The following is a 24602-nucleotide window of genomic DNA, read 5'->3' on the forward strand; positions in this document are numbered from 1 at the left end:
CGGACTGACAGGCGCACCGATGTGTATGACTGTGAGTGCAGAGTATACATCTGATGGCGCAGTCCGCGTTGTGATCTTTGAAGGTCCGGGAGGGCGCGCGCGGTTTGAAGTCGGGTACTAAGCTGGCCGGATGCATGAACTGCCGCTCGCCGCTGCAATCATAACTTTACCTGATCTATTTTTTTAGGGGATCCAACTGGCAGCCCGTAGGGGAATCGAACCCCTCTTTCCAGGTTGAAAACCTGGCGTCCTAACCGATAGACGAACGGGCCGCTCTGTTGGTAGGCGGCTTATAAGGCGAGCCGATTTGTGAGCGCAAGGGCTGAAATGCGCGATTGGCAAAAAAGTTTCACACAGCGCAATTCAATCGACACAAACACGCGTGCTTGCCACTGAAGATTTCTGTTTCCGGATTTTGGGGGAAATGGCAGCCCGTAGGGGAATCGAACCCCTCTTTCCAGGTTGAAAACCTGGCGTCCTAACCGATAGACGAACGGGCCACTCTGTGGTGAGGGGTTTCTATGTCAAAGCCTCATGCCGTGCAAGAGGCATTTTCAATTTTTTCTGCATTAGGAAAATATATTGTTTTCAGGCTCTTGCAGCGTCTTCTAGGCGTAATTGCGGGCTGAGCCGTCCCTGCCATTGATTAACTTCGAGTCGGCCTGCCAAATGGAATCTGGCGCCGCCATGTTGTTCCAACATGGGACCAAGGGGGCCATCAAAGGCGCTGAATGCAATCGCGTCGATCCGGGCTCCCAAGCCGTCGCCAAAGCTGACCTTCAGATGGTTTTGGCCGACACGTTTGGCGAACAGGATCTGGACATCGGGAAAGGCGAAGCGTGGGGCAGGTGCAGAGGCGCCGAACGGGCCGGCCTCTTCCAGTTGTTCAATCAGGTCGACCGAGGCGGCGGAAGGCATGAGGATGCCATCCAGTTTCAAGTCCGCGGCGCCCAGGTTTCCGGCACCCTGCTTCTCCATAAGCGCGGCCAGTCGTGCCATTGCAGGTTCCAACTGATCGCGGGTCAGGCTGAGCCCCGCGGCCATTTTGTGCCCGCCGCCTTTCTCGATCAGACCGTCCGCGGCCAGTTTTTGAATGGCTGCACCCAGGTCGATCCCGGTGACAGAGCGCCCTGATCCCTTACCGTCTTCCCCATCAAACCCGATGACAATGGCGGGGCGGTTTGTGGCTTCCTTCAGGCGGCTGGCGACAATGCCGACGACACCGGGATGCCAGCCGTCTCCTGCGGCCCAGACCAGCGGCTCATCCAACCCACGGCTCTCGGCTTGATCTAGTGCCAGCTCTTGCACGCGCGCTTCGATTTCACGGCGTTCGGCGTTGAGCTCGTTCAGTTTTTCGGCGATCGAATGGGCTTCGTGCGGATTGGTAGTCGATAGCAAACGTGCGCCAAGATCGGATTTCCCGATCCGTCCACCGGCGTTTACGCGCGGCCCCAGAAGATATCCCAGATGATAGGCGCGGGGGGCTTCGTTCAGGCCTGCCACATCGGCCAATGCGACCATGCCGGGACGGGCGCGACGGGCCATGATTTTCAGCCCTTGGCGTACAAGGGCGCGGTTCGCGTCGATCAGCGGGGCGACATCGGCGACGGTTCCCAGCGCTACAAGGTCCAGCATCGAAATCAGGTCCGGACCAGAGCGACCAGCCTCGCGTAGCAGGCGACCCAACTCGACCAACACAAGGAACACAACGCCGGCCGCGCAAAGGTATCCCGGCGCGTCTGCTTCGTCCTGTCGGTTCGGGTTTACCACGGCGATGGCATCAGGCAGCGTTTCGCCGCCAAGGTGGTGGTCAAGCACGATGACATCGGCACCTTTGGCGCGGGCGGCAGTGATGGGGTCGAAGCTGAGCGTACCGCAATCCACGCAGATGATCAGGCTGTGATCCGCGGCCAGTTTCTCCATCGCGGGTGTGTTGGGGCCATATCCTTCTTCAATCCGGTCGGGGATATACAGCGTGACCTGCCGGTCAAACTGTCGAAACCAGTCGATCAGCAACGTAGCCGAGGTCGCCCCATCCACGTCGTAGTCGGCGAAAATGGCGACCCGCTCGGATCGGTCCAGTGCGGTCAGGATGCGAGCTGCGGCCTTGTCCATGTCCTTCAGTTTGCGGGGGTAGGGCAGAAGATCGCGCAAAGTGGGGTCCAGAAATCCCGTGGCCTCGTGCGGGGGGATGCCGCGTTGGGCCAGAAGCGTGCAAAGGGCTGCGGGCAGTTGGGTGTGCTGGCCAATGGCCTCGGCTTGGCGTTCGACTTCGGTCGAAGGGCCCAGCCACTTGCGCCCGGTCAGAGAGCTTTCGACCCCGAGAAAAGCGCTCATGCAAGCACCTGATCGGTCGCGACGACGGTGGCAAATTCGCCGTTCAACTGGTCCAGCGCCGAGATATGGATTTCCTCTGCCGTCATGGCCGGACCATCGCGCCAGTTGTGATCGGCATTGCCGGTGAAGGCCGCGCAAGCGTCATGCGCCAGCGTGACGTTGAAGCCCAGATTTGCCGCCATGCGGGTGGTGGTCGACACGCAATGCGGTGTGGTCAGGCCGCAGATGGTGAGCCTTTCAACACCTTGCTTTCGAAGTGTTTTCTCGAGATCTGTGCCGATGAAAGCCGAATTCACATCCTTGGTCAGCACCGGCTCGCCCTCGCGTGGTGAGACCATGGATTTCAGGGCCACAAGTCCCCCATCCGGGTTCAGTGGGCTGCCCGGAGTGCTGGACATGTGTTGAATGTGAAAGACGGGCGCATTTTGCGCCCGCCAATGGGTGAGAAGCCGGGCGGCGTTCGCTTCGGCCTCGGGATTGTTGCGCGTGCCCCAAACCGGGTCGTCAAACCCTTCCTGAATGTCGATCAGGATCAGGGCGCCCAGCATCAAGCGACCGGGTTGCGATAGATCATGCGACGGACCGAGCCGGTTTTCGAACGCATCAACAGCGTTTCGGTGGTCAGCCAACCGGGCTCGCGTTTGATGCCCGAAACGATCGAGCCATCGGTCACACCGGTCGCGGCAAAGATTACGTCAGCGGTCACCATTTCGTCGCGCGAATAGATGCGGTCCAGATCGGTAATGCCTGCTTTGGCGGCACGGCCGCGTTCGTCATCGTTGCGGAAGGTCAGCTGACCCCACATCTGACCGCCCATGCATTTCAGCGCTGACGCCGCCAGCACGCCTTCGGGCGCGCCACCGCGACCCATATACATGTCGATGCCGGTGATCTCGGCTTCGGCGCAGTGGATCACGCCAGCCACGTCACCATCGGTGATCAGACGAATTGCGGCGCCGGTCGAGCGGATGCCTTCGATCATTGCTTCGTGGCGCGGACGTTCCAGAACGCAGACGGTAATGTCCTTGGTTTCGCAGCCTTTTGATTTGGCCAGTGCTTCGACGCGCTCTTTCGGCGACATGTCCAGCGATACGACATCTTTGGGATAGCCCGGGCCGATGGCCAGCTTTTCCATGTACACATCAGGGGCGTGCAGCAACGTGCCGCGCGGGGCCATGGCGATCACGGTCAGCGCGTTCGGCATGTCTTTGGCGGTCAGCGTGGTGCCTTCCAGCGGGTCCAGCGCGATGTCCACGGCAGGGCCTTCACCAGTGCCAACTTCTTCGCCGATATACAGCATCGGGGCTTCGTCCCGCTCGCCTTCACCGATCACAACGGTACCTTGAATGTCCAGCAGGTTCAGCTGGTCACGCATCGCGTTGACGGCAGCCTGGTCTGCGGCTTTTTCGTCCCCGCGACCGACCAAGTCGGCACTGGCCGTGGCGGCGGCTTCGGAAACACGAGCCAGACCAAGCGAAAGCATGCGGTCGGCGAAAACGACTTTATCGGCCATAAGGGGCAATCCTCACTGTCTCTAGTTGCCATCCGGTTTAAGGGCCGGTGGGGGCAGGGGCAAGGGCATTACGTGACGAAAAGGCGTGGTTGCGCAGGATTCAGATGGCAAAGCGCAGGTCCGGGCTGCGGATGAGCCCCTGAAACAGAAGCGCGATCATGGTGCCGTTCAGGATGTGCCAGATGAAATGAGTGCCTGTTGGCCAGATCTCGCACAGGTGCATGTCGAAGGTGCGGATGGTGAGCGAGATCATGAAGATGACCGTGGCAGCGGTAATCCACGGCGCGATCTGGTGCCCGTTGCGGCGGGTCAGGAAGGTGAATGCCAGAAGCGCCAGAACGGCGGGCAGGTATTGCTCGGACCCGTTGAGAAGGCTGTTTGCGTCGGCGTGATCATGTACTTCGTCGTCCGAAAGCGAGGGTGCGGTAGGCGTAACCTCTTCGGATGCAAAGCTATCACTGGATTGGCTGCCGGAGCCGTCGCCGCCGAAGGCGAACAGCACGGCGATGATGGCTGCTACGACGGCTACCCCAATTCCGATGCGTCCGGGGCGAATACCCGCCACACGGCGCAGGGCGACCAATACGAACAGCAGGACGAAGGTCCAGATTGGGACCACGTCCGCCAGACTGGACCAGGCATTCGCAAAGGTATGGAACAGGAAGCTGCCGATACCGATCATACCGGCAAGTAGGATCAGAACCATGGTCATCGGGTCCAGCCGATCCCGGCGCTTGGCCTCGATCCAGCCCCAGAGGGCGGCCAAGATGAACGCAAGATTCGAGACCGCGTTCAGCGGCTCGGCCCAGAAGGCCGCGCTAACGCGTTCACAATAGATGTCGATGGGGGTGAACCAGTCCATGAGCGCCTCCTTTAAGTGAGGTCACTCTGGCTGGACCGGCGGGGCCGATCCAGTGCCGAGAAAGGTGACGTTGCGCGAGGGGACCTACAGCTCTTCGATGCGGATCGCGACGGGTTCGCCGTCAACCACACCGGTGTTCGCGAAACCCTTGATCGCAGCATCCAGCGCGTCGCGGGTGCATTTGTGGGTGACGATCAAAACGGGGGCCAATTTCTCGTTGTGGCTGGTCTGGCGCATCCGGTTGATGGACACCCCAGCATCGCCCAGAACCGAGGCGACTTTCGCCATCGCACCGGGTTTGTCCAGCAGGAAGAGACGCAGGTAGTAAGGCGCAGGTTTGGCAGCTTTGGCGCCGGTCACCGGGCGCAGGGTCGTCGCCGGCTGCCCGAAGGTCGGGATGTTGATCCCGCGCGCAATGTCCATCACGTCGCCCATCACGGCGCTGGCGGTCGGACCTTCGCCCGCACCGGGGCCGCGCAGGACCACTTGTTCAACAGCATCGCCTTCCACGACGACCATGTTGGTGCCGCCTTCTAGCTGACCCAGCGGGGACGAGGCGGGCACAAGGCAGGGCGACATGCGCTGCTCTAGCCCGCGGCCGGTCATCTGGGCCACACCCAGAAGCTTGATGCGGAAGCCCATTTCCGCTGCGTGTTCAATGTCTTCCAGCTGAATGCGCTGGATGCCTTCCAGTTCGACCGCGTCGAAATTGACCTGTGTCCCGAACGCGATCGAGGACAGGATCGACAGTTTGTGACCAGCGTCGATGCCGCCCACGTCAAGGTTCGGGTCTGCTTCCAGATAGCCCAGCTCGGCGCATTCTTCGAACAGCGCGTTATAGCCGCGGCCGGTGGCCTGCATCTGGGTCAGGATATAGTTACAGGTGCCGTTCATCACGCCCATGACGCGGGTGATCTCGTTCCCGGCCAGGCCTTCCAGCAACGACTTGATGATCGGGATGCCCCCGGCGACGGCGGCCTCATAACGGATGCGTACGCCTGCGGCCTCAGCGGCCAGGGCCAGTTCCTGCCCGTGATGGGCCAAAAGGGCTTTGTTCGCGGTGACGATGTCTTTCCCGGCGGCAATTGCGGCCTCGACCGCGTCCTTCGCCGGGCCTTCGTCTCCGCCCATCAGCTCGACAAACACGTCCACGTCGTCGCGTTTGGCCAAGACAACTGGGTCGTCTTCCCAAGCGTAGCCCGACAGGTCTACGCCGCGATCTTTGTCTTTCGAGCGGGCCGAAACAGCGGAGATCACCACAGGGCGTCCGGCGCGATCCTGCAAAAGTGCTGCCTGACGGCGGATGATCTTCACCACGCCAATACCGACGGTGCCAAGACCTGCAATTCCAAGGCGCAGGGGGGCGGTATCAGTCATGTCGGTCTCCGTCGGCTGTAATGTCATCCCGCGACGTGTATCCAAAGCGGCAGGGCTGTGCAATCCACGGCTTGGCTGCGCTGCTGAATTTCTTGTGGTGTATGGCGTTTAATGCCGAGCCAAGGCAGCCTGCATTCGCCTGCGCGTCTGTCCATCCACGACCGAGGTCCGGCTTAAGCGCGCGGCGCGTGCACGCAAGGCCGCCGCGCGGCTGGCCAAGGAACCGGTGCCATAGTCGGCTTGATCGGTTGGAATTTGTCCAAGGATATCGTTCATCGACACGATTTGTGGATAGGGGGTGTTTGCGGTCGCGCCATCCGCGAAATCCGGAATGTCCGAGCACGCCATCAAGACGCTAAACCCTAGAAACATGCAGGTCTTAAGCGGTCGGGTCATGCGGCGGCGGTCCTTGATGCTATCGTCATGGCGACCATAGACAGGGTGGGCTTGCGCTGCAAGGCAGCATGGCGTTCCCAGTATTTGACAGCAAGACGCCGCGAAACTCTTGGATATGAACGATTGTTCAGTTACCAATTTCACATGGCGCGAAAAACCGGATCACACAGCGAAATTACAGGCCCCCGCGTCCGCGAGGCGGCACTGACCTTGTTTGCCCGTCACGGCTTTGCGGCCGTGTCGATGCGCCAGATTGCGCGCGAAGTGGGCGTGCAGGCGGGTGCCTTGTACCTTTACACGAAAGACAAGCAAAGCCTGCTGTTCGACCTGATGCGTACCCATATGGACGAGCTTTTGGCTGCGTGGGCGATTGAGCCCAAGGGGGACACTGCTCTGGATGCGCTCGAGGCTTTCTCGCGTTTTCACATCCGCTTTCACCTTGAACGCCCCGACGCCGTTTTCATCGCCTATATGGAACTGCGCAACCTGACCGACGAAAATTTCGCCGCGATCGAGGCGTTGCGTCGTCAGTATGAGGGTGAGTTGGAGGCGATCTTGCGGGCCGGACAAGAAGCGGGCGAGCTGGATCTTTCGGACATCCGCCTGAGTTCGATGGCGATCATCGCCATGCTGACCGGGGTGAACACCTGGTATCGCGAGGGCGGTCGCCTGTCGCGTGAAGCGGTGGCGGACCGGTACTGGGATATGGTAAAAGGTGCTGTCGGTGCATGACGTCGACTCGCTTTTCGCTTGATCCAACAGTAAGAGCCCATGTCCCTGCCACCCGGATTTCTAGATGAGTTGCGTACCCGCCTCAGCCTGACACAGGTTGTTGGGCGTAAGGTCATGTGGGATCAGCGCAAATCCAATCAGGCCAAGGGCGACATGTGGGCGCCGTGCCCCTTTCATCAGGAAAAAACAGCGTCTTTTCATGTAGATGACCAGAAGGGGTTCTATTACTGCTTCGGCTGCCACGCGAAGGGGGATGCGATCAGTTTCGTAAAGGAGACCGAGAATGTCTCGTTCATCGAAGCGGTTGAAATTCTGGCGGGTGAGGCCGGGATGAAGATGCCCGCCCGCGACCCCAAGGCGCAAGAGAAGGCAGATCGGCGCACGCAATTGGTCGAGGTGATGGAGATGGCCGTCAGTCATTTCCGCCTGATGCTGAAGACCGGCGCTGGGGCCGAGGCGCGGGATTATCTGACCCGTCGTGGGCTGGATGAAACCGCGCTGGACCGTTGGGAAATCGGCTTTGCGCCGGATGCGTGGCAGGGGCTGTGGGATCACCTGAAGGCCAAGAATGTCGAGGATGATCTGATCCTTGGAGCGGGGCTCGCCAAGCCCAGCCAGAAGGGCGGAAAACCCTATGACACATTCCGAGGCCGCATCATTTTCCCCATCCGCGATGCGCGCGGGCGGGCGATTGCCTTTGGCGGTCGCGCGATGGACCCGAATGACAATGCGAAATACCTGAACTCGCCCGAGACCGAGCTGTTCGACAAAGGCCGCAATCTTTACAACCACGGTCCCGCCCGCGAGGCAGCCGGCAAAGGCCAGCCGCTGATCGTGGCCGAGGGATATATGGACGTGATCGCCCTGTCCGAGGCCGGGTTCAACGCCACCGTTGCCCCTCTGGGAACCGCGATCACCGAAGACCAACTGCGCCTGCTCTGGCGCATCGCGCCCGAGCCGATCATCGCACTGGATGGTGACACGGCGGGGCTGCGCGCTGCAATGCGGGTGATCGACAATGCTCTGCCTTTGCTGGAAGCCGGTCAGAGTTTGCGCTTTTCGATCATGCCTGAAGGCAAAGACCCGGATGACCTGTTGAAGGAAAGCGGGGCAAGCGCGATGCAGGCTCTCATCGACGGGGCCATTCCCATGGTCGACTTGCTGTGGCGGCGCGAGACCGAGGGCAAGGTCTTTGACAGTCCCGAACGCAAGGCCGCCTTGGACAAGGATCTGCGTACGGCTATCGCGCGCATTCAGGATCCGTCGATCCGCAACCACTATGGTCAGGCGATCAAAGATAAGCGGTGGGAGCTGTTCCGCGCCCGTCCCTCGGGGCAAGGCGGAAGCAAGCGTCCTTGGCAGCCCGGTGGACGACGCGGTTGGCAGGCAACGCCCCCAGTGCTGGCCTCGACTAAGGGGTCCATGCTGGCCAGCGCGGACGAACGTGCGCAAGACGCGCTGCGCGAGGCGGTCATTCTGGCCATTTTGATCCGCCGTCCCGACATGCTGGATCAGGTCGAAAGCCGGATGGAACGGCTGGACATGGTCGGCCCGGACCACGACATGCTTTTGCGTTGCGTCCTGACCTCGGCACATTCTGGGGCAGAAGCTCTGGAAGAGCGGCTGCTGAACAGTGTGGGCGGAGATGTGCTCGACCGCCTGTTTTCGCTTAGTCATGTGCGGATCACACCTGCCATTCGGATGAGCGATGACGACGAAATCGTATCGGCGTGCCTGAAAGAAGAACTGACCAAACTGGAAGCCAAGCGCGGCGTGGCGCGTGAAATCCGGGATGCCGAGGCCGACATGGATGCGCTTCCGGATGAAGGCGTCACATGGCGTTTGGGACAGGCGGCCGAGGCCCGCAACAAGGCGCTGCGCAGCCAGACCGAAGATAAAACGACTTATGAAGTGGCCGACAATGGGTCGCTAATGGACCGCGAAGAACGCGATGCCTTGGACGCATTGCTGGCACAGATCGACCCCTCTAAGGGAAAAAGTCACTGAAGCGCGCGGCAAGCCCTGCCGCCTGCTTGCAAACACCGCATAAAGCACCCACCTTACCACTGTGGACGAATCACTGATTCGAATCAGGATCGTTCAACCCGAATCACCCAAGCGCGGGTGGCTGATGGCAGGGGACGCTCTGTCGGACCAGATCAGCCCGCCAAGCGCCTTTCGTGCAAGGAGAGCCCATGGCTGCCAAAGACACCGCCAACGATCAAAAAGACGAGCAAGACGCCGAGCCGATGACGGACATGTCGCAGGCTGCGGTCAAAAAGATGATCGCCGAAGCGCGCGAGCGTGGCTACATCACTTATGATCAGCTTAATCAGGTACTTCCACCTGAACAGGTCAGCTCGGAGCAGATCGAAGATGTGATGTCGATGCTGTCTGAGATGGGCATCAACATCATCGAAGATGACGAGGCGGAAGAGGAAGAGAAGGGCTCGACCGAGGTTGTCGTAAAGAACGCTGGCGGCGAAGTGGCCGTAGCGGGCGCCGAGACCGAGAAGCTTGACCGCACGGACGACCCGGTTCGCATGTATCTGCGCGAAATGGGCTCGGTCGAACTGCTCAGCCGTGAAGGCGAGATCGCGATTGCCAAGCGGATCGAAGCCGGTCGCAACACGATGATCGCGGGTCTGTGCGAAAGCCCACTGACGTTCCAGGCCATTACCATCTGGCGCGAAGAACTTCTGAACGAAGATATTCTGCTGCGCGACGTGATCGACCTTGATGCGACGTTTGGCAACCAGCTGGACGATGACGACGAAGAAGAGGTCACACCGTCCGCCAATGGTGCCGCCCCGAGTGCCGAAAAGAAAGAGAAGGCACAAGAGCTCGACGCGGACGGCAATCCGATCAGCGCCGATGACGACGATGACGACGAGGATGAAGCCGCCAACATGTCGTTGGCTGCGATGGAAGCTGCGCTGAAGCCGCGCGTGCTGGAAACACTCGAACTGATCGCCCGCGATTATGAAATGCTGTCGGAAATGCAGGATTTGCGGATGTCCGCGACCCTGAACGAAGACGACAGTTTCTCGAAGAAGGAAGAGGGCGCTTATCAGAAGCTGCGCTCGGAAATCGTACTGCTGGTGAACGAGCTTCACCTGCACAACAACCGTATCGAAGCGCTGGTGGATCAGCTTTACGGCATCAACCGCCGCATCATGTCGATCGACTCGTCGATGGTAAAACTGGCAGACCAGGCCCGCATCAACCGTCGCGAGTTCGTCGAAGCCTATCGTGGTCGCGAACTGGATCCGACCTGGCTGGACGAGATGGGTCAGAAGACCGGCCGCGCTTGGCAGAGCTTCATTGAGCGTTCGACCGACAAGGTTGAAAAGCTGCGCGGCGATATGGCTCAAGTTGGTCAGTATGTCGGCGTCGACATCTCTGAATTCCGCCGCATCGTGCAGCAGGTTCAGAAAGGTGAAAAAGAGGCGCGTCAGGCCAAAAAGGAAATGGTCGAAGCCAACCTGCGTCTGGTCATCTCGATTGCCAAAAAATACACCAACCGCGGCCTGCAATTCCTTGATCTTATTCAGGAAGGTAACATCGGCCTGATGAAAGCGGTGGACAAGTTCGAATACCGCCGCGGCTATAAATTCTCGACCTATGCAACGTGGTGGATCCGTCAGGCGATCACCCGTTCGATCGCTGACCAGGCCCGCACCATCCGTATTCCGGTCCATATGATCGAAACGATCAACAAGCTGGTTCGGACCGGTCGCCAGATGCTGCACGAGATCGGCCGCGAACCGACCCCGGAAGAGCTGGCCGAAAAGCTGCAGATGCCGCTTGAGAAAGTGCGCAAGGTGATGAAGATCGCCAAAGAGCCGATCTCGCTCGAGACGCCGATTGGCGACGAGGAAGACAGCCAACTGGGTGACTTCATCGAGGACAAGAATGCCGTGCTGCCGCTGGACAGCGCCATTCAGGAAAACCTCAAGGAAACCACAACCCGGGTTCTGGCCTCGCTCACCCCGCGTGAAGAACGTGTGCTGCGGATGCGTTTTGGTATCGGCATGAACACCGACCACACGCTGGAGGAAGTGGGCCAGCAGTTCAGCGTGACCCGCGAACGGATCCGTCAGATCGAGGCAAAGGCGCTGCGCAAGCTGAAGCACCCAAGCCGCTCGCGCAAGCTGCGGTCGTTCTTGGACCAGTAAGGTCACAGACTTGGAAGAAAATCAGAAAACGCCTCGCTTCATGCGGGGCGTTTTTCATTTCTGGGCAGGGGGTAATGCGCGTCACGTGTCGGAAAAGAGGCTCAACACGTGCGAAGAAGTGCCGGACTGATGCCTCTTTCCCTATGCCTTACGCGCCGTTGAACAGATTGTTTCCATCTGATTTTTGGAAAAACACGTTAAACGGTTTTGAATTCTGACGATAATGTGGCACAAGTGAGGCGGGGAAATGATTGTGCCAGCTTATTGATGCTGGCTAAGCATTGGGTGAATTTGATGAATTATGTTGTGAGGGAAAGACCTCTGGCGCTTCAGCCAGAATGGCAAGTCGGTAAGCCGTCAAAGTGGAAGTTTGCTTGCCAGTCGGATGTATCTGTGCGCTTGGGACGTAAGCTTGCGCTTAAGAGCTTGGAAAAACGGAAGAAAGCCGGACAGGCGGTCAAGCGACCGTCCTACTCGGCTTTGTAGACCGGTCAGGCGGCTCTGAAACCGGCCAAGAGATGGGGCATGGCGCTAGGGCGTTGTGACGTGGGTGCTTGGTCGGGTAAGAAAAACCAGCGTCATATAGGACGCTGGTTTTTTCTGTTTTCGGGGGCGCGCATGGCTGGATTGTTCGAGATTTCAACGACAGGGCAGGGGCTTTACGAGTTCACTTCTCAGGTTCACGATTGGCTCCGTTCGCGGGGCGCGGATGATGGGGTGTTGACGCTCTTTGTACGCCATACTTCGTGCTCGCTTCTGATCCAGGAAAACGCAGATCCCGAGGTCCAGACGGATTTGCGCAATTTCTTTCATCGGTTGGTCCCGCCGACAACCGATCCCTCTATGTCCTACCTGAAACATACCTATGAGGGACCCGACGATATGCCTGCGCACATCAAGGCGGCCATGATGCCAGTAAGTCTGTCGATCCCGATCACCAATGGGCGTTTGGCACTGGGGACATGGCAGGGGATCTATCTGTTCGAGCACCGCAACGCACCGCATCAGCGGCAGGTGGTGGCGCATCTGAGCCGTTAAAACTGGTTGATTGACACCGATCAAGGCGCTGCTGGGTATCTCGTTGTAATATATTAATGTTCGGGATTGCTTTTGAATATGGGTAATTTCACAGGTTCAGAAGTAGTTCCGCCATTTTAACTGGGAGGAATTAAAATGAAATCTGTGCTTCTGAAGTTTGTTGCAAGTAGTGTTCTGTCAATTGGGGTAACAGCCGTTCCAGCTGTTGCTCAGCTTGATGAAGCTATGTTTGGGAAAGCGCTGTTTGTTGAGAACTGCGCTGCCTGTCATGGCGCGGATGCGATGGGCAGCGGTCCTGTGTCGGCACTATTCGCCGAGCAGCCGCGTGATCTTCGCGTTCTATCCAAGAAGAACAACGGGATTTTCCCGTTCTCCGAGGTCTATCAGTCCATCAACGGGCGGCGCGATATCGCAGGACATGGCACAACGGACATGCCAGTGTGGGGGGATCTGTTCATGATTGAAGCTGGTCCAAACACCTTCCATCCCGGTGTTGACGCTGAAGAGATTGTTCAGGGGCGTATCCTGTCGCTGGTTTACTATCTTCAGACCATTCAAGAATAGCCTTTGCCACAGAACCTGATGCAGCAACCTTTAAAGCTAGCTGTTCAGTGTCGAGGGTGTCGACGTTGGTCGGCGAAACAAATGCACTGATCGGGCGTTATCTGAATGGATAGCGCCCGCCGTATTTTGGGGCGTGGATTTCCCTCTACACAAGACCTAGAGGCTGCCCTATAGTGCCTGTGGATAAGTGGGTGAAACCCACACCAACGGGGAACAGTGAAGAAAAGGGGTCGCCTATGCGCTGTCCGTTTTGCGGAAATATCGACACTCAGGTGAAAGACAGCCGACCGGCAGAAGACCATGTGGCCATCCGTCGCCGCAGGTTCTGCCCGGCATGCGGGGGGCGCTTTACGACCTATGAGCGGGTGCAGTTGCGTGACTTGGTTGTGATCAAAACGAATGGTCGTCGCGAAGATTTCGACCGCGAGAAGCTTGAGCGCTCGATCCGGATTTCGATGCAGAAACGTCCCGTTGAACCGGAGCGCATTGATCAGATGATCTCGGGTATCGTGCGCCGATTGGAAAGCATGGGCGAAACGGACATTCCGTCGAAAACCATCGGTGAAATCGTGATGGAGGCTTTGGCCCGGATCGATACCGTCGCCTATGTGCGATTTGCAAGTGTTTACAAGAACTTCCAGGCCGCAGATGATTTCGACAAATTTGTCAGCGAGCTGCGCCCGGATATCCCCACGGAAGACGAGTAACCGCCGATGATGTCGGAGAATTCAGGCGCAGATCTTCGGTATATGCGCCTGGCCCTGTCGCTTGCGCGGCGTGGGCTTGGACGTGTGTGGCCGAACCCTGCCGTGGGCTGTGTGATTGTGCAAGACGGGCGGATTGTCGGGCGGGGCTGGACCCAGCCAAGCGGACGTCCGCATGCCGAGGTCGTGGCGCTGGCGCAGGCCGGGGCAGCGGCCAATGGCGCAACCGTCTATGTCACGCTGGAACCCTGCGCCCATCACGGAAAGACACCGCCTTGTGCGGACGCGCTGATCAACGCGGGTATCGCACGCGTGGTCTGTGCGCTGGGGGATCCCGATCCACGCGTGGATGGCGGCGGTTTTGACATGCTGCGCGCCGCCGGGATCAGGGCGGAAACCGGGCTGTGCGAAGATGAGGCGCGTGCCGATCAGGCCGGCTTTCTCAGCCGCGTCACCCGTGGACGCCCCATGCTGACCCTAAAACTCGCCAGCAGCTTTGACGGACGAATTGCCACCGCCAGCGGCGAAAGCCAGTGGATCACGGGACCCGAGGCGCGTCGCCACGTGCATGCCATGCGCGCCAGCCATGACGCTGTGATGGTTGGGGCCGGGACAGCGCGGGACGATGATCCCTCGCTGACGGTGCGTGGGCTGGGCGTGGATCATCAGCCTGTTCGCGTGGTTCTGTCGCGCCATTTAGATTTGCCCTTAGACAGTCATCTTGCCCGCACCGCGCGCGAGGTACCGCTATGGATTTGCCATGGTCGCCGTGCTGCGCCCGAGCTGATTGCTGCGTGGAAGGGCATCGGGGCGACGTTGATCGAAGTCGATGAGGCACAGGCGGCGCTTAACCCTGCCTCGGTTTTGCGGGCGCTTGGCGACCGCGGGCTGACCCGCGTTTATTGCGAGGGGGGCGGAGGGCTCGCGGCCTCGCTTCTGATGGCGGGGCTTGTGGACGATCTGGTGGGCTACGGTGCAGGGCTGGCCATCGGGGCAGAAGGGCGCCCGTCGTTGGCGGCTATGGGGCTAAGTCGTTTGGCCGAGGCGCCCCGGTTCGACCTTGTGGAATGCCGTGATATTGGCGGCGACGTCTTGCATCGCTGGAGACGGAAAAGCGCCTAGCGCCACAGATAGGCGTAGCTGGCGAGAAGCCCCTGTAACTTGGCCAATAACCGCGTTCCGCGTCGTCCTTTGGGAATCACACCCGAGGCCAGCCGATCGACAACAACCTCGACCGGGCAGGCGGTTTTGGTGACGGGGTCGAAATAGCGTGGATAGTCGATCAGAACCGCATGGGTCAGCGCGATCACGTCCGGCCGGGTCACCCTCCGGTCAGGCACCTGTCCCAGATCCGTTGTTAGGCCCCAACCGGCATAGAATGGCGCGCCCAGACAGGTGACGGGCACCCCTCGCAGCAAAGCCTCGAACCCCATGGTCGAGGTCATGCTCCACAGCGCGTCCACATGATCCAACAATGCAATCGGATCGGCGTGATCGGCGATTAGATCCGCGTAAGTTGCGGCCTCGTCAGGCGGGATACGTCCCTTACGCAGGCCAGCCTCAACATCGGGGTGGGGCTTAAAGATGATCACTGCGTCTGGATTGTCCGCGCGCGCGCGTTTCAACAAGTCCAGATTGGTCGAGACCTCCGACGTGCCCAACCTGATCGAGGCGTCATCCTCGACCTGCCCCGGCACCAGAATGCGCGTGCCTTCTGCGAGGTTGTGCAACCCAGCGGGCAGGGGGCGATCCAGATTGTATTTGCCCAATCGGTTTTCCGTGATCCGTGCGATCAGGCGCGCGGCCCGGTTACGTGCGTGATCAGGCAGGGTGGTCGCCGCTGCGATGTGCCGCTCTAACCGGCTTTCGCGGGTTGGGTCATAATAGATGCCCAGATCGTCGCGCACCAAGGACAGAGGCGGCACAAGCTCGGCCCCCAAACCGCGCGACCGCAGAAAGCCATCTTCGATGCGCAGAGGCGGGCGGAGTGTTCCGTGCGCAGCTTCTTCTTTCCCGGCCCAGACCATCAACGGGCGGTCCAGCGTGTCGGCCCCATCTGCTGCGCGCTCGGCTTTGTCATCGAAGATCATGGCAACGTCGGCCTTGAAGAACTCGGCCAAGGGGCGGCGTTTCCACAGGCGCATTCTGGTGGCGACATAGCCTTGATGATCCTCGCGCCAAGCACGTGCGCGGGCCTCGAGCGTGTCGAGCACGTGCTCGATCTCGCAAAGTTCGTCGCGATAGGGATCGTACCAAGTGGGATACAGCATCATCGCGCCGGCAAACAGCTGCGCGCGGGTTAGATTGCGCCCACGCCGGTTCACGGGCTGTCGGTCCTCGGTCAGGCCCCAGCCAGCGTAAAAGGGCTGTCCAAATACGTGGGGTTTGTGCCCGGTTAGGATGGCTTCGAAGCCCATACCAGAACTGACGGTATAGACCGCCATGGCCCCATCCAGCAGCGTCCACGGGCTGACCGGGTCTGTGATCAGATGAACTTGCTCATTCTCATCCTCGGGTCCGTAATGCCCGGTGCGATGACCGGCCTGCGTCTCGGGGTGGGTCTTGATCAGGATGCGTGCGTGAGGATGCTCTAATCGTGCTGCCACCAACATGTCGCGGAAAGTCGCGTCAGACGCGCCGCCAAATCGGATCGAGGCATCCCCTGCTGTCTGATCCAACACCAACACATAAGGCGCATCAGGGACGGGAAGGTCAGGCTGGAAGGCGTTGTATTTCGACAGGTGCCCGGATTTCATGCGTGCGATCGCGGTACGTGCCCGGTTCAGAAGGGCGCTGTCATCCAGCGGGTCGTGTTTCAGGATGTGCTCAAGCCGCGACGGCGCCGACCCGTCAAAATGCACCCCCAGATCATCCAGCATCAGACCCAAAGGCGGCTCGCCGGATCGGCCGGGAAGGACCGAGCGCAGGAAAGCATCCTCGACCCTGAGAACCGGGTTTTTCTTGCGGGCGGCCACGGCTTCGCCCCGTCCCGAGGTGGGGCTTTTTCCCCAGGTTCCAACCCAATCGCCATCTCCGGGAAGGCCAAGCCGGATCTGCCAGCCCGCCAGATCAAGAATGCGTTTCACACGCGGCTGAGTCAAAAAGCCGCCATTGTAAACGAAAAGCCGCCGGGGCTGTGATGACCCGGCGGCTGGATGTGTCTTGACGTCGATAGTCACGGGCAGAGGCCCGATTACTCGGTCAGGCTTTGATTGAGGGCCGCGATGGACCCCGCCGTGGACAGCGAGCCGGTCAGAGCCGACAGGACCTTGGTCCACTGGGTGTAGGGCGCATCGGTGATATACACCGTGTCACCGTCGCGGATCCCGAAGTCGCGTGCCAGGAACAAGCCGTTGGTGCCGGTCAGATCGAGAACATAAATCATGCGCTGCGGCGCGCTCAGATCCGTGCGTCCCAGAACTGAATTGGCGACCTCTGCGCTTTCATCACGCAGCACGAACACACCCTTGGGATCTGCCGCGGCGCCGGACAAGCCACCAACCTGCGCGATGGCCTCTACGGCCGACAGGGTCTGACTTTCAAACCCGACGCGGCGTTGCGTTCCGGTTGCGCCAAGTGCGGTGAAGGTGCGGGGGTCTGCCTCGACCAGAATGCGGTCGCCGCCACGCAGGGCAATATCCATCTTCGGGTTTTCGAACAGATCTTGGAACCAGATCTCGCCCACTTTTGATCCGCGGATCACTTTGACCTTGGCAATCTCAGGTTCGATCGAGACACCACCGGCACGCGCCAGCATGGCGTTCAGCGTGCGGGTCGGGCGTTCAATCGGATAGACACCTTGACCACTCACAGAGCCCGTGACCGATACGGTGGCGCCGTCGCCGGCGATGCGGCGTACGGTGACTTGCGGATCCGGCGTTTGTTCGGCGAGCTTCCGGGTGATCACACGGCGAATGGCTTCGGGCGAGTTGCCTGCAGCTTTCACACGGCCTGCGTAAGGAATGAAGATATAGCCTTCTCCGTCGACCTGTACATGCTCAAGCGCAGCCGGAGCCCCAGCCGTGGTCAGGATGCCGTCTTCAACGTTTTCCCAGATCGAGATGGTAAGCGTGTCGCCGGCACGAATCGTATCCGAACCGACCAGGCTGCGGTTCTGGAAATCCGGGCCAAAACCAAGAGGCGGAACGACAGCAGTTACGCGGGTGACGTGGTCTGTGACGGCCACGATATGCGCATCGCCTTTCTTTTCGACCGACCCCGAGTAGAGTTCTTGCTTGGTTGGGCCAGTGCGGGGCAGCCCACAGGCACCAAGCGCAATAACAGCCGTTGCCAAGATCAAGTGCTTGGCCCAATTAGATTTTTTTGTTGTCACTGCCCGTCCACCGTACATGGAATTATGATTCATTTTCCGAAGGTTAGCGTGACTTGGACGAAATTTCCAGAAAAGGGGCCGTTAGGTCACTTGACCACTCTCAACTGTTGCCGTGGTGCCGCTGTTCCCCGTTCCAGGGCATGATACGGATCGTCTGCTGAAAGCATCATATCCACCACCTGACGCAGCAACTGTCGGCGCCCGCGCGAAGAATAGAAGCCGCCCGCAACCTGACTGGTTTCCAGAAGGAAGTGGCGATAGTCGCGATAGGCGCGTTTGTCAGGGCGGGTTGGGATATCAAAGAACTCGGGCAAGGGCTGTTCGGACACAAACTCGGGCTTGGCATAGACCGCATTGCCGAACAGTTTCAGCGGCAGCCCGCGCCACAGCACCTGCTGGGCGGCGGTCGAGTTGATCGTCACGGCAGACCGCGCGTGATCCAGAAGCTTGGCCAGCTTGCCGCCGCGCACATAGTGCACACGATCGGCGATTCCATGCGCCCGTGCCAGTCTGCGGATTTCCCGCCTCTGCGGCACGCGCCCGTCTTCCAGCGGGTGGGCTTTGAAGACCAGATGGTGGTGCGTGGGTGCGCCTTCGGCAAAGCCCGCGATCACCAATTCAAGAAACTCGGTCATGGTGGCGAAGGGGCTGTGCATCTGAAAGCTTGAATCATGTTCCAGCTGCAAAAGGGCCAGATGGTACGGGAAGCCGCCATAGCGGATGTGCAGCGTGGCTCTGATACGATCTGCGGCAATGGCAGACATCAGAACAAGGCGCTGAAGATACAGAAGAAATTCTTTCCCAACCCCGATGGAGCGGTGCGGGCGGAAGTTGCGATAACGCTGGTTCAGGAACATGACAAACCAGTGGTAGAGCGCGCCATAAAAGACGTGATGACGCATGTCGCCCCAATGGGCGGGGGCCTCGGGCATTTCCGGTTCGGCGTCTTCAAGGATGCGTTGCATCTGTGCGACGTCGTATTCCATCAGGCGTGAATTGCCGTTGGATCCGTCCCGTTCATAGGTCACCCAATAGGGGCGCAGATAGCCTTCCTCGAAGACATGAACAGTCAGCCCCTGTGCGCGTGCCCGTTCGACAGCTTGGGCATGAATGGGGCGCGTGTCGCCATAAAGCACGATGTCGGTAATGCCGTGCATGTCGACAATCTGCTCGAACTGGCTGATCCACTGGTCTTGCGGGTCGGTAAATGGAATGAAGCTTGCATTATCGGGCCAGAACGCTTGGTCGCCACGGTTAAACCCGACACGCCACACCTTGGCCCCCGATCGGCGCAGCATCTTCGACAGTCGTCCGAAAAAAGGCCCGTGCGGACCTTGCAGGAACAGGAAGCTTCGGTTTTCGCCCGTGATGCGCGCCATGCCTGTCAATCACCAAATCATTTAGAGCGTTAATCGCCTTATAGGCCTACAAAAATAGGGTTACAGGGGAATTAACAATGTCTTGCGGCAAAATTTGGGCCGAGCAAGGGAATTATCGACGGATGAGGATTGGCCAGCGCGATGTATCTTGGCTTCAATCCGGGCTGCGTTTCCGGTACAGCAGAAACACAAACCGGATGCAGGAGGCGACATGTTCACGGGGATCATCACTGATGTGGGGCGCGTTGAGGCGCTGGAGCAGGCAGGCGACATGCGTGCGCGGATCGTAACCGCATACGACACGGCTGGGATTGATCTGGGGGCGTCGATCGCCTCGGACGGGGTGTGCCTGACGGTCGTTGCCTTGGGTGACAACTGGTATAATGTTGATATTTCAGCAGAAACCGTATCGAAAACCAATCTTGGCGACTGGACTGTTGGCCGACGCGTAAACCTTGAGCGTGCCCTGAAGGTAGGTGACGAGCTGGGCGGGCATATCGTTTCTGGGCACGTGGATGGCGTGGCCGAGATCGTGTCGATGCATGTGGAAGGCGACAGCACCCGCGTGCGCTTCCGCGCGCCGTCTGAACTTGCCCGATTCATCGCGCCCAAAGGCTCGGTTGCGTTGAACGGCACGTCGCTGACGGTGAACGAGGTCGAGGGCGACGAGTTCGGAGTAAACCTGATTTCGCACACCAAAGAGGTGACGAATTGGGGGCAGGCGCAGGTTGGGGACCGCATCAACCTGGAAATCGACACGCTGGCGCGCTACGTGGCCCGGCTGGCAGATTACGGACAGTCCTGATTTCTGTTTGGCGTGATCTCCGATTGAAATATTCGAAAGTGGGCATATGATTGGCGAAATCCCTTCTGACGGAGATCGCCTATGCCCCTTATTCGCCCCACTCGCCGTGATCTTCTGCGCCTAGCCGCAGTTGCGCCTGCCTTCGCCATGCCTGCCGCCGCGCGGGCCATGCTGGGCGCGCCAGCGGATGGAAATCCCGCACATTTCAGTTTCACGTTGGGGCAGGCGAAAATCACCATCGTTTCGGACGGCTATTTCACTTTGCCCTTCGGGGGGCAGGCAATGAACGCGCCGGAAGAGGAAAAACTGGCCTTCATGGCCGCGCACTACATCGACCCCGAGGTCGGCTATTCGCACACCAACCACATGTATATCGAGCTGGGCGACGCCAAGGTCTTGGTGGATGTCGGGTCAGGCACCCGTTGGTTCGATACCACGGGCCGGTTGATGGAGAACTTAGAGACCGCAGGGATCGACCCGATGGGCATCACCCATGTGGCCATCACCCATGCACATCCCGATCACATTTGGGGCATTCGCGATGATTTTGACGAACCGATCATCCCGGACGCTGAGTATGTGATGGGGCAGGCCGAGCATACGCACTGGCTGCAAGACGGTCTGGTGGACCGCGTTGCACCTGAGGACCAGCAGTTCGTGCTGGGGGCGGTGAATTCGATCAACGCGGAAGGTCTGGAATGGACCTTGGCGTCGAACAATCACGAGATCGCGCCGGGCATTCGGATGATTGAAACACCGGGCCATACGCCGGGGCATATGTCGGTGGCGGTGGAAAGCGACGGGCAGCAGCTGATCGCGCTGGGCGATTGCATGACCCACGCCATCCTGAATTTCGCGCATCCCGAATGGTACTCGGGCCGCGAATCGGACGGGGTGCAGGTTGGCGAGACACGTCACCTGCTGCTGGATATGGCAGCGACGGATCGTATTGCGGTGCTGGGCTATCACTTCCCGTTCCCTGGCGTGGGTCATGTGCGCCGGGACGGCGATGCCTATCAGTTCATCCCAGCGCTCTGGCAGTTTTAGTTAGCTCTTGAAATATCTGAAAGAGTCGCCAAAAAATCTCCTTTTGATTGAATGGAGGTTGATTTGACGAATTCTGGAACCCCGGTGCTGAACACCGCGCTGTTGATAGATGGTGAGAATATTTCGAGCACTTGGGCGGGCAAAACCATCACGGCTTCAGGACAACTAGGCGGCCTGTTGGTGAAACGCGCCTATGGAAATGCGACGAAGATCAAGGGGTGGGACGAGGCACCAGGCATCAAACTTGTGCATACAGGGGCAGGGAAGAACGCTGCCGACATTGCGCTGGCAATAGAAGCAGTTGAACTGAGTTATGCCGGTCTCGTGCAAAACTATGTGCTGGTCAGCTCAGATGGAGATTTCTCGCATCTGGCGACGTTCCTGCGCGAACGCGGGCATCGCGTCTTGGGCATGGGGGAAGACAAAGCGCCGCTTGCATTCCGGAAGTCGTGCACAGACTGGCAGACTCTAGAAGCACGCCCACAAGATTTGCATCGTCGAATACTCGAGGAAATCCGTAAGCGAAAAGATGGCATCTTGATCGGACAGGTCAGCCCATTTCTAAGGGGAAGCTTGGGGGTTACATTGTCAGACCTTGATGAGAAGTCATGGCGAAAATACTTCACGAACCGTGAAGATCTCTTTTGCGTCTCGGGAGAGGCACAGCAAACTCGGATTACGGCGCGTTAGAACTCTTCCCTGCCGCCTTTGGGCTGGCATTGATCGCGCGGCTGCGGTAGTCAGCCCCGAGCCTTAAGGGGAACGCGCTATGTCTGAAAGCACCACCTACGAAACACCCGGTCCGGTCGAAGCTGGATTGTCCAATGCCATCGCCTCGGCCGAGGAAATCATTGCCGAGGCCCGCGCGGGTCGGATCTATATCCTTGTGGACCATGAGGACCGTGAGAACGAAGGTGACTTCGTCATTCCGGCCGATGCGTGTGATGCGGCGGCTGTGAATTTCATGGCCACCCATGGCCGCGGGCTGATCTGTCTGCCGATGGAATCCAAGCGCATTGATGAACTGGGTCTGCCGATGATGGCGACGCACAATTCTTCGCGTCACGAAACAGCGTTCACCGTATCGATCGAAGCGCGCGAGGGTGTGTCCACGGGCATTTCTGCCGCTGACCGTGCGCTTACTGTCGCCACCGCCATCAACCCCGACAACGGGCCTGCCGAGATCGCCACCCCCGGCCACGTCTTCCCGCTGCGTGCGCGCAATGGTGGCGTGCTGGTCCGTGCCGGTCATACTGAAGCTGCCGTTGATATTTCGCGCCTTGCGGGCCGCAACCCTTCGGGCGTGATCTGCGAGATCATGAACGAAGACGGCACCATGGCGCGTCTTCCGGAACTGGTTGAAATCGCGAAGAAACATGGCCTCAAAATCGGCACCATCTCGGACCTGATCGCTTATCGCCGCCGCCACGACAACCTTGTACGTGAAACAGGTCGCGAGACCATCACATCCCAGTTTGGTGGCGAGTGGGAGATGCGCATCTTCACCGACATGACGCACGAGATCGAGCATGTGGTGCTGATCAAGGGCGACATCTCGACCGAAGAACCGGTACTGGTGCGTACTCACGCGCTGCAGGAAGCGCAGGACGTGCTGGGTCTTGGCCCGAAACCTGCTGACGAACTGCCCCGCGCAATGCAGATCATCGCGGATGAGGGCCGGGGTGTTGTCTGCCTGTTCCGTGAGCCGCGCAAGACGCTGCATGCGGACGAAGAAGAAGGCCCGCGCACCGTGCGTCAGATCGGTCTGGGCTCGCAAATCCTGTCGACCTTGGGTCTGAATAAGATGGTTCTTTTGACCGACAGCCCCGAAACCCGCTATGTGGGTCTGGACGCCTATGGGCTGTCGATCACCGGCACCCGCCCCATTCAGGAGAGCTAATCATGGCCACCGCAGAACAGCATTACATTCTGGACCGCCCCAGCTTTGACAAGCCGGTGAAGATCCTGATCGTCGTCGCGCCGTACTATAAGGACATTGCTGACAATCTGGTCGCTGGCGCCAAGGCCGAAATCGAAGCCGTTGGTGGCACTTGGGATCTGATCGAGGTGCCCGGTGCGTTGGAAGTGCCCACCGCGATTTCGATTGCCGACCGCCTGTCGAACTTCGATGGATATGTGGCGCTGGGCTGTGTGATCCGCGGCGAAACCACGCATTATGAAACCGTCTGCAACGACAGTTCGCGTGCCATTCAACTGATGGGCCTCAACGGGCTGTGCATCGGCAATGGCATCCTGACCGTCGAAAACCGCCCGCAGGCCGAAGTGCGTGCCGACGTGAATGATCAAAATAAAGGCGGCGGGGCAGCTGCTGCGGCCTTGCATCTGGTCGCGCTTTCGCGCAAATGGGCGTCTTCAAGCAAGGGCGTCGGGTTCAAGAGCATCTCGGATTCGATCAAGCTTGCTGGTGACACGAAGGATACCCCAACCGCATGACGCTTTCCGGCAACCAGAAACGCAAGATGAAATCCGCCGCCCGCTTGTTCGCGGTGCAGGCGCTGTTTCAGATGGAGGCCGCGGGCCAGACCATGGACCGCGTGATGGTCGAGTTCGAAGACCATCGCTTTGGCGAAGAGTTCGACGACTACACCATGGCCGAGGGCGACAGCCGCCTCTTCCGTAAATTGGTGGGGGATGCGGTGAACCATCAGGCCAAGATCGACCAAATGACCGACCGCGCTCTGGTGGCCAAATGGCCGATCGCACGGATCGACCCGACCTTGCGTGCGCTGTTCCGTGCCGCAGGGGCCGAGATGGTCGAAGGCGATACCCCGCCCAAGGTGGTGATCACTGAATTCGTGGACGTGGCACGTGCCTTTTTCCCAGAGGGGGACGAGGCGAAGTTCACCAACGCCGTTCTGGACCACATGGCCCGCGAGGCGAAGCCCGAGGCGTTTTAACGCCACCACAACCCGAGAAATTCGAGGCCATTGGGATGCGACCCATTGGCCTCTTTTCATTTGGGGCAGGGGCTTACATACTGGCCATATTCATCGAGGGGAATGTGATATGCCTAAACTCATTCGCGTTTATATCAACAACGTCCTGATTGGATTTGCGCTGTCTGCCGCGTTCGTCGCGGCGCTGCTTTATACGAATGTCGGCAATCTGTGGCACCTGATCTCGACCTCGGACATGGGGTGGATCGCGGTTCTGATGCTGTTTGTCTTCAACGGGATCGTCTTTGCGGGCGTCCAATTCGCCTTTGTGATCATGCGGATGGAAAGCCATGACGACACGCCCAAAGGCGGCAAGCGCCAGCCGGTAATCACCGGCGAACCCGCCCGTGTGAAAGTCGCCGCCAACCGCTGAACCCCTT

General features: G+C 59.4%; 23 protein-coding genes and 2 tRNA genes. 14 read left to right on the plus strand and 11 right to left on the minus strand.

Annotated features, from left to right (window positions below):
• Positions 1 to 197: 197 nt before the first annotated feature.
• The 8 genes from MWU53_RS03150 to MWU53_RS03185 form a co-directional block, all read right to left on the minus strand.
• Positions 198 to 272 (minus strand) — tRNA-Glu (locus MWU53_RS03150).
• 153 nt (positions 273 to 425) lie between these two features.
• Positions 426 to 500 (minus strand) — tRNA-Glu (locus tag MWU53_RS03155).
• An 88-nt stretch (positions 501 to 588) separates the two neighbouring features.
• Positions 589 to 2337 carry a single-stranded-DNA-specific exonuclease RecJ gene (gene recJ / locus MWU53_RS03160; RefSeq protein ID WP_247090370.1) on the minus strand — a complete coding sequence of 583 codons (1749 nt, stop codon included), beginning with the start codon at positions 2335 to 2337 and terminating at the stop codon, positions 589 to 591.
• Positions 2334 to 2885 (minus strand): cysteine hydrolase family protein, encoded by a 552-nt coding sequence (locus MWU53_RS03165; RefSeq protein WP_247090372.1) that lies wholly within the window; start codon positions 2883 to 2885, stop codon positions 2334 to 2336. Before MWU53_RS03165 ends, recJ begins: the two co-directional genes overlap by 4 nt.
• The gene (gene glpX, locus MWU53_RS03170) at positions 2885 to 3850 is read right to left on the minus strand and encodes a class II fructose-bisphosphatase (RefSeq protein WP_247090375.1); all 966 of its coding nucleotides are present in this window, start codon (positions 3848 to 3850) and stop codon (positions 2885 to 2887) included. The genes MWU53_RS03165 and glpX overlap by 1 nt, the downstream gene beginning before the upstream one ends.
• A 100-nt stretch (positions 3851 to 3950) precedes the next feature.
• Positions 3951 to 4712, minus strand: a complete 762-nt coding sequence (locus tag MWU53_RS03175) for a ceramidase domain-containing protein (protein ID WP_247090378.1) — start codon at positions 4710 to 4712, stop codon at positions 3951 to 3953.
• Positions 4713 to 4796: 84 nt separating this feature from the next.
• The gene (locus MWU53_RS03180; protein WP_247090381.1) at positions 4797 to 6089 is read right to left on the minus strand and encodes a homoserine dehydrogenase; all 1293 of its coding nucleotides are present in this window, start codon (positions 6087 to 6089) and stop codon (positions 4797 to 4799) included.
• Positions 6090 to 6197: 108 nt separating this feature from the next.
• Positions 6198 to 6485, minus strand: a complete 288-nt coding sequence (locus MWU53_RS03185) for a hypothetical protein (RefSeq protein ID WP_247090384.1) — start codon at positions 6483 to 6485, stop codon at positions 6198 to 6200.
• A 144-nt stretch (positions 6486 to 6629) separates the two neighbouring features.
• Between MWU53_RS03185 and MWU53_RS03190 the strand changes: the two genes are divergently transcribed.
• The 7 genes from MWU53_RS03190 (at position 6630) to ribD (ending at position 14823) form a co-directional block, all read left to right on the plus strand.
• Positions 6630 to 7217, plus strand: coding sequence for a TetR/AcrR family transcriptional regulator (locus tag MWU53_RS03190; protein WP_247090387.1), 588 nt, complete (start codon positions 6630 to 6632; stop codon positions 7215 to 7217).
• A gap of 39 nt (positions 7218 to 7256) precedes the next feature.
• Positions 7257 to 9224 carry a DNA primase gene (gene dnaG / locus MWU53_RS03195; protein WP_247090389.1) on the plus strand — a complete coding sequence of 656 codons (1968 nt, stop codon included), beginning with the start codon at positions 7257 to 7259 and terminating at the stop codon, positions 9222 to 9224.
• 188 nt (positions 9225 to 9412) lie between these two features.
• Complete coding sequence (gene rpoD / locus MWU53_RS03200; protein ID WP_247090391.1) at positions 9413 to 11395, plus strand: RNA polymerase sigma factor RpoD; 1983 nt, start codon at positions 9413 to 9415, stop codon at positions 11393 to 11395.
• A 618-nt stretch (positions 11396 to 12013) separates the two neighbouring features.
• Positions 12014 to 12433 carry a secondary thiamine-phosphate synthase enzyme YjbQ gene (locus MWU53_RS03205; RefSeq protein ID WP_247090393.1) on the plus strand — a complete coding sequence of 140 codons (420 nt, stop codon included), beginning with the start codon at positions 12014 to 12016 and terminating at the stop codon, positions 12431 to 12433.
• 135 nt (positions 12434 to 12568) lie between these two features.
• Positions 12569 to 12997: a cytochrome c gene (locus MWU53_RS03210; protein WP_247090395.1), complete on the plus strand. Its 429-nt coding sequence runs from the start codon at positions 12569 to 12571 to the stop codon at positions 12995 to 12997.
• Between the two features lie 236 nt (positions 12998 to 13233).
• Positions 13234 to 13704, plus strand: a complete 471-nt coding sequence (gene nrdR, locus MWU53_RS03215; protein ID WP_247090397.1) for a transcriptional regulator NrdR — start codon at positions 13234 to 13236, stop codon at positions 13702 to 13704.
• A 6-nt stretch (positions 13705 to 13710) separates the two neighbouring features.
• Positions 13711 to 14823 carry a bifunctional diaminohydroxyphosphoribosylaminopyrimidine deaminase/5-amino-6-(5-phosphoribosylamino)uracil reductase RibD gene (ribD, locus tag MWU53_RS03220; RefSeq protein ID WP_247090398.1) on the plus strand — a complete coding sequence of 371 codons (1113 nt, stop codon included), beginning with the start codon at positions 13711 to 13713 and terminating at the stop codon, positions 14821 to 14823.
• Here ribD and MWU53_RS03225 read toward each other — a convergent pair.
• The 3 genes from MWU53_RS03225 to MWU53_RS03235 form a co-directional block, all read right to left on the minus strand.
• Positions 14820 to 16802: a capsular polysaccharide biosynthesis protein gene (locus tag MWU53_RS03225; RefSeq protein WP_247090399.1), complete on the minus strand. Its 1983-nt coding sequence runs from the start codon at positions 16800 to 16802 to the stop codon at positions 14820 to 14822. The genes ribD and MWU53_RS03225 overlap by 4 nt on opposite strands.
• Before the next feature lie 92 nt (positions 16803 to 16894).
• On the minus strand, positions 16895 to 17995 hold the full coding sequence (locus MWU53_RS03230) for a polysaccharide biosynthesis/export family protein (RefSeq protein WP_247090400.1): 1101 nt from the start codon (positions 17993 to 17995) through the stop codon (positions 16895 to 16897).
• 125 nt (positions 17996 to 18120) lie between these two features.
• Positions 18121 to 19413: a capsular biosynthesis protein gene (locus tag MWU53_RS03235; RefSeq protein ID WP_247090402.1), complete on the minus strand. Its 1293-nt coding sequence runs from the start codon at positions 19411 to 19413 to the stop codon at positions 18121 to 18123.
• Positions 19414 to 19624: 211 nt separating this feature from the next.
• Here MWU53_RS03235 and MWU53_RS03240 point away from each other — a divergent pair, with 211 nt between their 5' ends.
• The 7 genes from MWU53_RS03240 to MWU53_RS03270 all read left to right on the plus strand — a co-directional run bounded on the left by MWU53_RS03240 (position 19625) and on the right by MWU53_RS03270 (position 24595).
• Positions 19625 to 20218 (plus strand): riboflavin synthase, encoded by a 594-nt coding sequence (locus MWU53_RS03240; protein ID WP_247090404.1) that lies wholly within the window; start codon positions 19625 to 19627, stop codon positions 20216 to 20218.
• Between the two features lie 81 nt (positions 20219 to 20299).
• Positions 20300 to 21265, plus strand: coding sequence for an MBL fold metallo-hydrolase (locus MWU53_RS03245; protein ID WP_247090407.1), 966 nt, complete (start codon positions 20300 to 20302; stop codon positions 21263 to 21265).
• A 63-nt stretch (positions 21266 to 21328) separates the two neighbouring features.
• On the plus strand, positions 21329 to 21955 hold the full coding sequence (locus MWU53_RS03250; protein ID WP_247090409.1) for an NYN domain-containing protein: 627 nt from the start codon (positions 21329 to 21331) through the stop codon (positions 21953 to 21955).
• Between the two features lie 79 nt (positions 21956 to 22034).
• Positions 22035 to 23165 carry a 3,4-dihydroxy-2-butanone-4-phosphate synthase gene (gene ribB, locus MWU53_RS03255; RefSeq protein ID WP_247090412.1) on the plus strand — a complete coding sequence of 377 codons (1131 nt, stop codon included), beginning with the start codon at positions 22035 to 22037 and terminating at the stop codon, positions 23163 to 23165.
• Positions 23166 to 23167: 2 nt separating this feature from the next.
• A complete protein-coding gene (locus MWU53_RS03260) occupies positions 23168 to 23719 on the plus strand; it encodes a 6,7-dimethyl-8-ribityllumazine synthase (RefSeq protein WP_247090415.1) in 552 nt (183 codons plus the stop codon).
• Positions 23716 to 24183, plus strand: a complete 468-nt coding sequence (nusB, locus tag MWU53_RS03265; protein WP_133489672.1) for a transcription antitermination factor NusB — start codon at positions 23716 to 23718, stop codon at positions 24181 to 24183. The genes MWU53_RS03260 and nusB overlap by 4 nt, the downstream gene beginning before the upstream one ends.
• A gap of 109 nt (positions 24184 to 24292) precedes the next feature.
• On the plus strand, positions 24293 to 24595 hold the full coding sequence (locus tag MWU53_RS03270; RefSeq protein WP_247090417.1) for a hypothetical protein: 303 nt from the start codon (positions 24293 to 24295) through the stop codon (positions 24593 to 24595).
• The last annotated feature ends 7 nt before the right edge of the window (positions 24596 to 24602 follow it).

The organism is Aliiroseovarius sp. S1123, assembly GCF_023015885.1.
Lineage (GTDB): Bacteria > Pseudomonadota > Alphaproteobacteria > Rhodobacterales > Rhodobacteraceae > Aliiroseovarius.